The organism is Spirosoma koreense, from assembly GCF_054777875.1.
On sequence record NZ_BAAHAC010000022.1, the window covers coordinates 1558643 to 1570861 of the forward strand.

11 protein-coding genes are annotated in these 12219 nt (G+C 53.7%); 7 read left to right on the forward strand and 4 right to left on the reverse strand.

Going from position 1 to position 12219, the window contains the following annotated elements; translation table 11 throughout:
• Positions 1-68: 68 nt before the first annotated feature.
• The 4 genes from ACYVC2_RS19895 (at position 69) to ACYVC2_RS19910 (ending at position 3818) form a co-directional block, all read left to right on the forward strand.
• Entirely contained in the window at positions 69-1040 is a 972-nt protein-coding gene (locus tag ACYVC2_RS19895) for a Kelch repeat-containing protein (protein ID WP_461104954.1), read from the forward strand.
• 85 nt (positions 1041-1125) lie between these two features.
• Positions 1126-2025 (forward strand): 3-keto-disaccharide hydrolase, encoded by a 900-nt coding sequence (locus ACYVC2_RS19900; protein ID WP_461104956.1) that lies wholly within the window; start codon positions 1126-1128, stop codon positions 2023-2025.
• Positions 2026-2054: 29 nt separating this feature from the next.
• Positions 2055-3212 carry a DUF1624 domain-containing protein gene (locus tag ACYVC2_RS19905; protein WP_461104958.1) on the forward strand — a complete coding sequence of 386 codons (1158 nt, stop codon included), beginning with the start codon at positions 2055-2057 and terminating at the stop codon, positions 3210-3212.
• 180 nt (positions 3213-3392) lie between these two features.
• Positions 3393-3818: a Uma2 family endonuclease gene (locus ACYVC2_RS19910; RefSeq protein ID WP_461107198.1), complete on the forward strand. Its 426-nt coding sequence runs from the start codon at positions 3393-3395 to the stop codon at positions 3816-3818.
• Positions 3819-3844: 26 nt separating this feature from the next.
• On the opposite strand, the gene ACYVC2_RS19915 is transcribed toward ACYVC2_RS19910, so the two are convergent.
• Both ACYVC2_RS19915 and ACYVC2_RS19920 read right to left on the reverse strand, forming a co-directional pair.
• Complete coding sequence (locus ACYVC2_RS19915) at positions 3845-4228, reverse strand: VOC family protein (protein ID WP_461104960.1); 384 nt, start codon at positions 4226-4228, stop codon at positions 3845-3847.
• Between the two features lie 92 nt (positions 4229-4320).
• Positions 4321-4710, reverse strand: a complete 390-nt coding sequence (locus ACYVC2_RS19920; RefSeq protein WP_461104962.1) for a helix-turn-helix domain-containing protein — start codon at positions 4708-4710, stop codon at positions 4321-4323.
• A gap of 104 nt (positions 4711-4814) precedes the next feature.
• Here ACYVC2_RS19920 and ACYVC2_RS19925 point away from each other — a divergent pair, with 104 nt between their 5' ends.
• The gene (locus tag ACYVC2_RS19925) at positions 4815-5801 is read left to right on the forward strand and encodes a metallophosphoesterase family protein (RefSeq protein ID WP_461104964.1); all 987 of its coding nucleotides are present in this window, start codon (positions 4815-4817) and stop codon (positions 5799-5801) included.
• A 120-nt stretch (positions 5802-5921) separates the two neighbouring features.
• On the forward strand, positions 5922-7235 hold the full coding sequence (locus ACYVC2_RS19930; protein ID WP_461104966.1) for an esterase-like activity of phytase family protein: 1314 nt from the start codon (positions 5922-5924) through the stop codon (positions 7233-7235).
• 232 nt (positions 7236-7467) lie between these two features.
• Here ACYVC2_RS19930 and ACYVC2_RS19935 read toward each other — a convergent pair whose 3' ends face one another.
• Both ACYVC2_RS19935 and ACYVC2_RS19940 read right to left on the reverse strand, forming a co-directional pair.
• Positions 7468-7713, reverse strand: coding sequence for a hypothetical protein (locus ACYVC2_RS19935; RefSeq protein ID WP_461104968.1), 246 nt, complete (start codon positions 7711-7713; stop codon positions 7468-7470).
• 168 nt (positions 7714-7881) lie between these two features.
• A complete protein-coding gene (locus ACYVC2_RS19940) occupies positions 7882-8562 on the reverse strand; it encodes a hypothetical protein (RefSeq protein ID WP_461104970.1) in 681 nt (226 codons plus the stop codon).
• Between the two features lie 383 nt (positions 8563-8945).
• Between ACYVC2_RS19940 and ACYVC2_RS19945 the strand changes: the two genes are divergently transcribed.
• Positions 8946-12149: a TonB-dependent receptor gene (locus ACYVC2_RS19945; protein ID WP_461104972.1), complete on the forward strand. Its 3204-nt coding sequence runs from the start codon at positions 8946-8948 to the stop codon at positions 12147-12149.
• Positions 12150-12219: the final 70 nt, after the last annotated feature.

Below are 12219 nucleotides of genomic sequence, written 5' to 3' on the forward strand. Positions count from 1 at the left end.
TTGAATGACCGCGCACCAGAATAGCCGCGGTATTAGCGCTGGTTTTGACCTTAAAACAACCGATATACATGAAGAATGGTGTAGGATTATTCTGTTGGATAAGCCTGATGAGCAGTGGTCTGGCGGTGCAGGCTCAGAGCTGGCAACCTGTTACCACACAAAATACCTGCTCGACCCGTCACGAAAACGCAGCTGCGCTCATCGGCGACAGTCTGTACGCCGTGGGCGGACGCGGTATGAAACCCCTGGAAGCGTTGAATCTGAAAACGCTGGTCTGGCAAACCCTACCGACGCCCCCCGTCGAAATGAATCACTTTCAGGCGATTACTTACGATGGCGAGCTGTATGTCATGGGCGCTTTCCAGGGTGCTTATCCGCACGAAACGCCCATTCCGAATATTTACATCTACAGCCCGAAACAGGGTAAATGGCGCGTGGGCCCCGAGATTCCGAAGGAGCGGCTACGAGGGTCGGCCGGAGTGGTGGTTTATAAAAACAAAATCTACATGGCCTGTGGGATCATCGACGGGCATTACGACGGGCATGTCGCCTGGCTGGACGAGTACGACCCGAAGACCAATACCTGGAAACGCCTGACCGACGCGCCCCGCACCCGCGACCACATCAGCGCGGCCGTCGTAGACGATAAGCTGTACCTGGCCGGTGGCCGCAATTCGACCGCCCGGATCAACAAAGTGCTCGAAACGACGATTGCCGAAGTCGACGTATATGACTTTAAAACGGGTCGCTGGTCGACCTTGCCAGCGTCCGCTAACATTCCGACGCAGCGGGCCGGTGCCACGGCCGTGACCCAGGGCGGTAAAGTCTGGATCATGGGGGGCGAAACCACGCAGCTGCTGGCGCATAACGAAGCCGAAGCGCTGGATCCGAAAACGGCCCGCTGGACATCTGGCCCGAAGATGAAACAGGGTCGGCACGGTACCCAGGCCGTTGTGTATATGGGCCAGATTTACATCGTGGCCGGATCGGCCAACCACGGTGGCGGCCCCGAACTGAACACTGTTGAAGTACTGAAATGAATTAAACACAGAGCCACAGAGAACACAGAGACTTAGCGTATTAATGCAACTATCTCTGGGGCTCTGTGTTCGTCTCTATCTTTCTATGAAATACACACTACACACCCTGGTTATCCTGTTGTTTACCGTTTCCATGAGTATGGCCCAGAAAGGTCCGGACCAGCCGGAGTGGGTCAGCATCTTCAACGGGAAAGACCTGAGCGGATGGGACATCAAAATTGCCGATCGACCGCTCAATGACAACTACAAAAATACCTTCCGCGTCGAGAATGGGATGATGCGGGTGATGTACGATCAGTACAAAACCTTCGACGGGAAATACGGGCATATATATTACAACAAGCCCTATTCGTACTACCGTGTACGGTTTTCGTACCGGTTTTTGGGCAAGCAAACCGCCGGTGGCGATGCCTGGAATGTGCGCAACAGCGGCATCATGCTACATTCGCAATCGGCAAAAAGCCTGTCTATTGCGCAAACCTTTCCGGTTTCGCTGGAGATGCAGCTGCTGGGCGGGCTGGGCGATGGCGTTCGGCATACGGGCAACCTCTGCACACCCGGTACGCAGGTGTATATAGACGGTAAACTTCACCCCGAACACTGCACGGACTCCGACTCGAAAACGTACGATGGCGACCGCTGGGTGACGGCCGAAGCTATTGTGCTGGGCGATTCTATTATTCATCACATAATCGACGGCGACACCGTTCTTACCTACGAAAAACCGCAGGTAGGCGGGGGCTTCGTCAGTCAGGACCACGACTGGAGCGCTGGGCATTTCAGTCCTGAAGCCGCTACGTTCTGGAAAGGCAAAGCCAACACGGCGCTGAAAGAAGGCTACATTGCCCTTCAGGCCGAGAGCCACGCCATCGATTTCCGGCAGGTCGAAGTACTCGACCTAAAAGGGTGCATGGACCCGAAAGCGCTGAATTACAAATCGTATTTCGTGAAAGCGGATAATACCAAGTGTCGCTATAAGAAATAGTCAAAAATAAAAATTCAATCAACGCAGGCATGAACCGAATAACGATCATCGACATAACCCGTGGTTTGGTCATGGTGATTATGGCGCTGGATCATGTTCGCGATTTGCTGCATACGCCCGCGCTGACGCAGAATCCAGCGGATCTGGCCACGACTACTCCCGCCATTTTCATGACGCGCTGGATTACCCACCTGTGCGCTCCCACCTTCGTGTTTCTGTCCGGTACCTCGGCCTACCTCTCGCTTCGGAAGCGGAACGACGTGTCGGCCCGGCGGTTTCTGCGGAAGCGGGGGCTGGTGCTGATTTTGCTGGAACTGACGATTGTCAATTTCGCCTTCTGGTTCGACATTCACTTTCATTCGCTGATGCTGCAGGTCATTTTTGTCATTGGGGGCGGACTGATCATGCTGTCATTTCTGGCAAAATTGCCGCCCAAGTGGGTTGGTATCATCGGGTTGATTATCGTCGGCGGGCATAATCTGCTGCAAGCGGTGCCAACTTTCCCGAACCTGGGGGCTCGCCTGGGCTGGTCGCTGCTGTTCCGGACCGATTTCTTTCCGTTGGGGTCTTCGTTTGGGTTGCTGGTAGGGTATCCACTGATTCCCTGGCTGGGAATTATGCTGCTCGGCTTTGCCTGCGGCCAACTGATGGAGCAACCCCGCGACCGGCGAAAATCGCTGCTGTTACGAGTTAGCCTAGGGTCGTTGCTGCTGTTTGTACTGCTTCGGTTACTAAACGTATACGGCGATCCCGTCCCCTGGAGCCCACAGAAAGACAGCTTGTTTACTGTTCTGTCGTTTATCAACGTCACCAAATATCCGCCTTCGCTTCAGTACGATTTGCTGATGTTAGGGCTGATGTTCCTGATTCTGTCGGCGGCCGACGGAGCCAATAACGTCTTTACGCGCTGGCTGACCGTATACGGTAAAGTGCCCATGTTCTATTACATCCTGCACTGGTACCTGGTCCACCTGTCGATGATTGCCATGAGCCTGCTGCAAGGATACACGCTGGCCGATATACCCAGCGGTCCGCTGAATTTTGGCCGACCCGAAGGCGCGGGTATTTCGCTGGGGCTGGTGTATGTTGTCTGGCTTGGACTGGTGCTGGCGCTGTACCCGCTCTGCCAGTGGTATGGTCGCTATAAAGCTGCTCATCCGGAGATTGGGTGGCTACGGTACGTATGAACACCTACTGTGTTTCGATGCATTCAAACTAAGCGAACCCATGCAACGTCCCCTCCACATACCCCAGGTTGATCGTCTTTCGGACGAGGAATTGATCCGACTTTGTCTGGCTAATCCTGAACTGAGGTTGAGCGCGATGAAAACGGTATTTTATATGTCGAGCCGTCAATCGATGGGCTGCTGACAAGTAGCAACAGAAGTGAGTTGAACACAGAAATCGGCATCTGGAATCGCAGGACAAAAGCCGGAAAAGTAATCGACTCGAACGGCGGTTTCTTCCTACAGGATAAATCGATGAAAGCGCCCGATGTGGCCTGGATTCGACGGGATCGGTGGGATGCCCTCAGCTCCAGAGAGAAGCACTCGTTTCCGTACCTGGCGCCCGATTTTGTGCTGGAACTGGTCAGCGATTCCAACAACCTCGACGCTGTCAAAGCGAAGATGGAAAAATGGATAGCCAACGGCGTCCGGCTCGCGTGGCTGGTTTCGCCTGACGAAAAACTGACGTACATATACCGAACCGGCCGGGCTGTTCAAGTTCTGGCCTTTACCGAGAAATCATCCGGTGAAGTCGTACTGACCGGGTTTGAGACAGTACCGGCCTAAATCCTGGAGCTGTAATGGCTAACCAGTTATACCTGAACCAGTTGAATGTTGTTGCCGCAGGTATCGTCGAATACCGCCAGCACGGTAGGACCCATTGTGGTGGGTGGCATACTGAACACTACACCCAGGTTCAGGAGCCGTTCGTGTTCCTGCCGGATGTCATCTACGTTGAACATAGCCGCCGGAATGCCCGCTTCATGTAACGCTTTCTGATAAACTTGAGCGGGCGGAAAAGCGATCGGTTCGAGCAGCAACTCGACTCCGTCTTTCGCTTCGTTCGAGACGACGGTCAGCCACTTGTGGTCGCCCAGGGGAATGTCTATTTTTTTGACAAACCCCAGCACGTTCGTGTAAAATTTCAGCGCCTTCTCCTGATCATTCACCAGCAAACTTGTGACGTTAATTTTCATGCTTCATGACGATTGTTTCCGTATACAAAAGTCAGCAGGGGTTTTTATAGATACTTCTCGAAAATTGCTTTTCTTCAAAAAAACCGATTGAGTTAGCTACACGAAGACAGGCTTCTGGCTTTGTGCTTGGACGGAGTAGAACCGGTGATTTTCTTGAAAAGCCCCGTAAACGAACTGAGGCTATCGAAGCCGACCTGAAAGCAGACATCGTTCACGGAGGTGCCTGTTTGCAGAAGTTGTTTGGCGTGGGCAATCCGAACCATCGTCAGGTATTGATAAGGAGTCTGTCCGTAATAGCGTTTGAACGTCCGGAGAAAGTGGAATTTCGACAGAAAAGCCGCAGCCGCTACATCGTCCAGACAGATGGCGTCGGCGAAATGACGGTCGATAAAGCGCTTAGCCTGCACGACTTGTTCGCACACACATGTCTGGGAATAAAGTTCGGCGCGAATCGCCAGAACGCGTTGCTGGTAGTAGGTCATTGGTCAAATAACGTATTTATTCCTGGTTTGCCTGTTAAGAAAATGCGATGTGCCCGTTTATGATCTAACATAACTATAACCCTGGCTTAACTGACGAGTCACGCGTGAACGTTTACTTTGCGCAAACCGATAGACGCATGAATCGCCGGGATGTAGTCAGACGAATGGGAGCGGGCCTTACCGCCCTTTCGGCCAATCAATGGACAGCCGCGCACGCCAGTCCGACAACCAGGAAACGGGTCCTCCGCATTGCCCACGTTACCGATATTCACATGCAGCCGCTGGTTGGGGCGGCCAAAGGATTCGAAAAGTGCCTCCACCACGTGCAGGGAATGGGCGACAAAGTCGATCTGATCATCAACGGGGGTGACTCGATCATGGAAGCGCACGGGCGTGGTCAGGACAGCGTCCGGCGGCAGTGGAAACTCTACCAGGAGGTCATGAAGAGCGAAAATGCGCTGCCCGTGCTGAGCTGCATCGGTAACCACGACATCTGGTGCCGTCAGGAAACGCAGACCGCTTTTCAGGACGGTCAGCAGTGGGCGATGGACGAGCTTCAAATGCCCCGCCGGTACTACAGCCTGACGCAGAACAACTGGCACATCGTCGTGCTCGACAGCGTTCAGCCCAAAGCCGATGGCGGCTGGTATACGGCGCACATCGACGAGGAACAGTTTCACTGGCTCGAAGCCGATCTGAAAGCCACCCCGGCCGGGCTACCCATTCTGGTGATCTCGCACGTTCCAATCTTGGCGGCCTGCGTTTTCTTCGACGGACAGCGGTTTGCCAATGCCAACTGGGTGGTGCCCGACCGCTGGATGCACAGCGATACCGTCCGGCTGACGAACCTGTTTCACCGCTTTCCGAACATCAAAGCGGCCCTGAGCGGGCATATTCATCTGGTGGATCGGGTCGATTACAACGGCATCAGCTATTTCTGCAACGGCGCGGTGAGCGGGGCCTGGTGGTTCGGCAACTACCACCATACTCCTGCGGGTTACGCCCTGGTCGACCTGTTCGACGATGGCTCTGTCGTCAATACGTATATGCCTTACGGTACATCCGCCCGGCCATTGGCTGGTAGTGATTAGCTCCAATTGCCCGAACGGCCGCTAAACGTAATCTTCGGGTAACAGTGTGGGTCAGGATATTACATTTGGGTAATATGAGGCAGGCTAGCTTTGTGCGAAAAATAAGGCTATCGTTTATCTATGCGAATTCAACGTATACCCGCTGTCGTTAGCACCGGTTGTGTGTTTCTGGGTGGTCTGCTGGTAGCGGCCTGCGCCGACCACACCATTCTGTCTTTTTCGTATCCTGCCTTCTCCGAAGCTGCCAATCCGAAGGTGCTGTCCCTCGCGCCGAACGGAACCGTGATCTACAACGGTGGATTTGGATCGGCCATTGCCGCCGACCCGCACGATCCGACGATCTTTTACCTGCTGACCGACCGGGGGCCCAACGCTGCGGGCGCTGCAGCTAATTCCATTATTTTCGGGAAAGCCGATTTTACCCCACAGATCGGTAAGTTCCATGTCGTGGGCAATCAACTGGTACTGGATCAGACGATCCTGCTCAAAAATGCGGCCGGTCAGTTGCTGAACGGATTACCCAATCCGTCCGGACAGGGAAGTACCGGCGAAACAGCGCTGGACCTGAATGGGAACCCGATTGCTCCGAACCCCGACGGACTCGATTCGGAAGGACTGGTACTGGCTTCGGACGGAACCTTCTGGATCAGCGACGAATACGGCCCCCACATCGTTCATTTCGATGCCACGGGCAAAACCATCGAACGCATCAACCCATTTGGCACCGGTACCGGCGGACGGACGTTGCCGAAAGTACTCGCCCGCCGGCGACCGAACCGGGGTATGGAAGGGCTGACCATTACGCCCGACGGCAAAACCCTGGTTGGCCTGATGCAGTCGCCGATGTATAACCCCTCGTCGGCCGCCATAACGGGCTCGACCGTGTTGCGCATCGTAACGTTCGACATTGCTACCGGCGCGACCAAACAGTACGCTTACTTGATGGAGAACGCCAGCCTGACCGGCTGCAGCGAAATTGCCGCCATTACGAACACGACCTTCCTGGCCCTGGAGCGGGATGGCGATTACGGAGGAGATCCGAAGAAACCAGCTACGTTCAAACGGGTGTATAAAGTCGATCTGGCGGGTGCAACCGACATTTCGGACCCGGCCAACAGCGATGGCGGGAAGCTGTACGGTGGCCTGACAGTCGAACAATTGAAGGATAAAGCCGGGCTGCAAACCGCTGGCGTAGTCCCCGTAACGAAAACCCTGGTTTTCGACCTGCTGACGGGTATCTCACCGGTATATCCGCACGATAAAGCCGAAGGGATCACCCTGATCGGAACCAACCAGTTGGCTATTTCCAACGACGATGATTTTGGAGTGGTCGACAACGGCATGAATGGGTTTACATCGAAAATTCTACCCGCTACGGGCAAGGTCGATGTAAACCGAATTTATTTCGTAACCCTGCCTACTCCACTGCGATAAGCCGACGTAATGGCATAAATGAATCGGGGAATTCGTTAGCTGGCTACGCTAACGAATTCCCCGATTTGTGCTGAATTTTGTTTTATACTCTTTTTGTCATGCTGACGCAGGAAGCATCTTAAGGCATACTTTTTAGTGAGTAAAGACGCCTTAAGATGCTTCCTGCGTCAGCATGACAAAATCACTGCTTTTGTCCTGAAGAATTTAGACAGGCCTTTATAAGGAGTACTTGCTACGCCACCTCGCTTACGGCTGGCTTGGGCTGTTTCTTCACTTTTTTCGCTTTTTTATCGGATTGTCCATCCGATTTATGCTTTCCGTCTGCTTTCTTTAAGAGCTTAAGTACTTTGCCCGCTAGTTTCTTCGCCGATTTTTCGATGGCTTTTTGCGCTTTCTTCGACGTTTCGACCGAGTTACCAAGCTGTGATTCAACGGCTGTGGCGATCGAATGAGCCAACTCCTTTTTCTTCGCTTTCATTCGTAAGATGGGTAAATATTGGGTGCAAAAAAATCTACAAAGAACTACGAAAAAAAAGGTACAAACAAAAGGCTAATGTTATGTTTATGTTATCTTTTTGTTAGTTTTTGTGCTGTTGAACAAGTAGTTACGGCTTCAGCAAAGTCCTCTATTTCAGTTATTTAAGGTCTATTGGTGGCGGGCGTCGTGTTTGGTGGTCAGTACACAACGGCGGGCGGCCCGCACGGTCTGATTTAGTTGCTTATGTAAATACGTCGTGGTCAGTTCCAGATTTCGCAGCGTTATGGCTTCTTGACCCACTTGCCGGGTTAGTTCATTGTAGGCATTGGCCTGATTGCTCAGCTCATGCAGATAGTACGTTGGGCGATCGGGCCTGAAATCGACCAGCTGGAGCAGTTCGACCAACCAGCTAAAATACTGGCCCAGCAACGTATAGGAATCTTCGTATAAATGAATATCCTTTCCCTGAACGGGTTTCCGGCGGCTAACCGGAAAATCGGGGAGGGGGAACCGCTGAATTTTCTGGCTGAGAACCCGTAGCAAATCATGGGTCACCGTGCCAGTCTCGAACTGTCGGTCAATAGCTTCCCACAAGCGGCTGGTTGTGTGCCTGATTGAGTCATCCGGGGCGAGTACGCATTGTTTTCGCCGTTCGGCGAGCGCCTGATAGTGCCGTAACTGCCGGTCAAATTGTCCGTTCGTGTGCTCGATCCGCTGGATAAGTGCCTGAAGCAGGGCCTCTTCAGGAAATGAATCGACGCCGGTGCGTTTTCGCCAGTTCGCCAATGACTGAGCAAGTTCAATTGCCTGGTTGAGCTTTTTTGCCTGAACGCATTCGTAAGGTGTCATGGATAAGGAATCTACTACCTGAAAGTCGGATAAAGAGCCGCTGTTCCGGCCCGAATCAGCCCTGTAAATCAAGCATTTATTAACGCGGCTATCCCGGATTTCATCGTCTGCTAATGCGAATTAATTCACCGTAAAACTCAGATACAGAGTTAGTTGCTATAAAGGCCTGATGGTGAATACGTAGCCTTACGAGCAAATTAACAACAATAAGATCGAGATTAAAGAAGGGTTAAAGAATCATAACATAGTGTTAATCTTCAGGTAATACTGTGCCGGTAGTTTTGCGGGACAAAAGTCACTCACTGTCTAGTCGTCTTTCGCGTCTATCCACACTCCTCCGCTTATCAAGTCAACCTGAATTGCATCTCCATTTTTTTTCATCAATGAAAATTCATTTACTATCCAGCTTAGTCCTCTTTTGGCTGGTCTGTTTCTGCGGCCAATCGGCCAGCGCGCAAACCACCCAGGCCTCGATTTCGGGGGTTATTTTAGACAGTCAGAAAGCGCCACTACCCGGCGCTACGGTCCAGGTTCGGAACGAATCGACCGGTTTTACTACCGGAACGGTAACCAATGCGCAGGGCGATTATTCGTTCAAAGAACTGCCGCTGGGTGGTCCCTACACCATTAGGGCCACGTTTATCGGCTACGGCGAACAGACCCGCACGGGCTACGCGCTCAACCAGGGCGACGCCATCCGGCTCAACCTGACCATGCAGGAAACCGACCAGACTCTCGAAGTGGTGCAGGTGGTGGCGTCGGGGCTGAAAAACAAAACCGAGAACCTGGGCGCAGCTACGGCCATATCGGCCAAGTCGATCGCGGCACTGCCGGTCAACGGCCGGAATTTTACCTCGCTGATGGATTTGTCGCCCCTGAGCCGGGGTGGGAACATTTCCGGTCAGCTGGGCTCATCGACCAACTACACGATCGACGGGATGAACGCCAAAAACCCGACCTCCGCCGGATCGACCACGAGCCGGAGTGGGGCACCGTACTCGATTTCCATCGAGGCCGTCCGGGAGTTCAAGGTGATCACGAATCAGTACGACGTCATCTACGGCCGTAGCGGGGGTGGTATCGTCAGCGCCGTGACCAAAGCCGGTACTAACAAACTGACCGGGAGCGTGTTCAATTACACCCGCGCCGACTGGCTGTCAAGTCCTTACGACATTCGGGGCAACAACCGCACGAACAAGTTTGCCACGAATCAGTACGGGTTCTCGCTTGGCGGACCGATCATCAAAGACAAGCTGCACTACTTTGTGGTCTGGGATCACCAGCAGGATTCGCGCCCGCTGATCATTGCCGATGTGCAGTCGCCGGCCGACGAAAACCGGTTCAACGTAACCCGGTCTACCCTCGATCAGTTCGTCAGCATTGCCCGCAGCAAGTACGGCGTGGCAAATTCACCTCAATACGGCACTTTCGACAAGGTGCGCGGTTCGGATGCGGCTTTTGCCCGGATCGACTGGCAGATCAACAAAAACAACCTGCTGACCATTCGCGACAATTACACCAACGATCGCAACAAGCTCGGTTTGCAGGACAATACCTCCATCAACATCTACGAGTCGTACGGCAACGATTTCAACCGCGACAACAGCCTGCTGGCGACCCTGCGGACGTCGATCAATCCGCGGATAACCAACGAACTGAAGGTGCAGCACCTGTACACCTACCAGAAAAGTGCCCCCGGCGATCAACTACCCGCGGCCAACATTCCCCGGGCGATCGTCGAAAACGTGGCCTCGACCATCAACGGAAGCTCGCGCTCGACGAATATTCAGATGGGCGGTCACCGCTTCGCGCAGGAAGGGTTCGATAACAATGTGCTGCAACTGGTCGATAACCTGTACTACAACACCGACAAGGCCCAGTACACCTTCGGGATCGATCTGATGTACACCCGCGCGCATTCGCTCTACGGCAGCGAAGTCAACGGACGTTTCCATTACACAGTCGATACCGACACCAAAATGACGGCGCTGGAGAAATTTGCGGCCCTGCAACCTTACCGGTATTACCGCGAAGTACCGCTGGTAGCCGATCCGAGCGTTACGGGTAACATCCTGAACGCGGGAATTTATGGGCAGATGAGCACGAAGCTGGCGCTTGGATTAGACATGACTGCCGGGCTGCGTCTCGATTATGCACACTACCCGACGGCTCCGCTGAACCAGCTGGTGTATGACGAGCTAAAACTTCGGACGGACAATAAACTGAAATCGTTTGTGGTACAGCCGCGGTTGCAACTGACCTGGGACGTCAATGAGCGGCATACCGATTTCGTTCGATTCGGGGCCGGGGTGTTTGCTTCAGATATCAACAACTACGTCCTGATCAATAACCTGACGTTCGATGGCAAACACCTGGCTACGGTCGACGTCCGCGCCCCGAACATCCCGACGCCTGATTTCCTCGCTTACCGGCAGAACTACAACAGCATCCCGTCGCTGGCGGCTTTCCAGCTACCGACGATCAACATGACTGGGTCCGATGCCCGGGTGCCGGTGCTGTACAAAGCCAACCTGTCGTATAACCGCTACCTGACCGACAAGCTGAAAGTGGGTATTACGGGTTATGCCACACTGGGTCGCCATAACTACATGTACGTAGACCGCAACATGGTGACCGATCCGTTCTTCCGCCTGGCCAACGAAGATAACCGGGGCGTGTATATTCCCCTGGACAAGATGCCGACCAACGGCGCGGGCGACTGGCTGCAGGGCCGCATCAGCCAGAAGCTGGGTCGGGTGCTGGAGCTGAACAGCCAGGGTAAAGTGAACCAGTTTGCGCTGGTGGCCGACGCTACGTACCAATACTTCAGAGACGGTGAGTTTTCGGTTAGCTACACCTGGAACGACACCCGCGACAATACCTCGTTTAACGGTAACGTAGCCAATACGGCTACGCTCTCGCTGCCCGTCAAGGACGATCCGCGGAATTTGAGCAAAATGACCGCTTCCGATAACCAGTTCCGCCACAAGGTGGTCTTCTACGGAACCTTGCCCACCTTCTACGGCATCAGCATCGGGGTTCGATATTCGGGTATCGGTGGCACGCGCTATTCGCTGTTGTCGGGCGCGAACAGCAACGCCGACTTCGTATCGGGCACCAACGACCTGGCCTTTATCTTCGACCGGGCCAATGAGAACGTACCGACCAACGTGAAAAACGGCTTACAGGCGATCTTCGACAATCCGGACGCGAGCCAGAGTATCAAGGATTACATCAGTGAGTACGCCGGGAAAATTGCCGAGCGAAACGGGGGTGTCAACGGTTTCTACGGTGTTTTCGACATTCGGGCCAGCAAGCGCTTCCGGCTGTATAAAACCCACAGCATCGATGTGTCGGTAGATGTGTTCAACTTTGCCAACCTGCTCAACAAATCCTGGGGTGTCAACAAGTCGCTGGGAACGCAGGCCTTGTATGCGCTCGGGATTCCGGCTACCTCGACTACGCCAGCCGTCGCAGCGTTCGACAAAACCAATCAGCGGTTTGTGTACCGGGTGAACACAGCAGGTGTGGTTACGCCTTCCGGCGATCCGTACCAGCTCCAGCTGGGCGCACGGTATAGCTTCTAAGGATACCGTAAACGAGTTTATTCAGAACACAACAGCAAGGCCGGATGGCGAAATTCGTCGTCCGGCTTTG

Excerpts from the sequence above, each read along its gene's own strand:
- ACYVC2_RS19915 (WP_461104960.1), bottom strand. The coding sequence starts at position 4,228 with ATGAAAATTAACGTCACAAGTTTGCTGGTGAATGATCAGGAGAAGGCG.
- ACYVC2_RS19930 (WP_461104966.1), top strand. The coding sequence starts at position 5,922 with ATGCGAATTCAACGTATACCCGCTGTCGTTAGCACCGGTTGTGTGTTT.
- ACYVC2_RS19935 (WP_461104968.1), bottom strand. The coding sequence starts at position 7,713 with ATGAAAGCGAAGAAAAAGGAGTTGGCTCATTCGATCGCCACAGCCGTT.
- ACYVC2_RS19920 (WP_461104962.1), bottom strand. The coding sequence starts at position 4,710 with ATGACCTACTACCAGCAACGCGTTCTGGCGATTCGCGCCGAACTTTAT.
- ACYVC2_RS19940 (WP_461104970.1), bottom strand. The coding sequence starts at position 8,562 with ATGACACCTTACGAATGCGTTCAGGCAAAAAAGCTCAACCAGGCAATT.
- ACYVC2_RS19895 (WP_461104954.1), top strand. The coding sequence starts at position 69 with ATGAAGAATGGTGTAGGATTATTCTGTTGGATAAGCCTGATGAGCAGT.
- ACYVC2_RS19905 (WP_461104958.1), top strand. The coding sequence starts at position 2,055 with ATGAACCGAATAACGATCATCGACATAACCCGTGGTTTGGTCATGGTG.
- ACYVC2_RS19900 (WP_461104956.1), top strand. The coding sequence starts at position 1,126 with ATGAAATACACACTACACACCCTGGTTATCCTGTTGTTTACCGTTTCC.
- ACYVC2_RS19945 (WP_461104972.1), top strand. The coding sequence starts at position 8,946 with ATGAAAATTCATTTACTATCCAGCTTAGTCCTCTTTTGGCTGGTCTGT.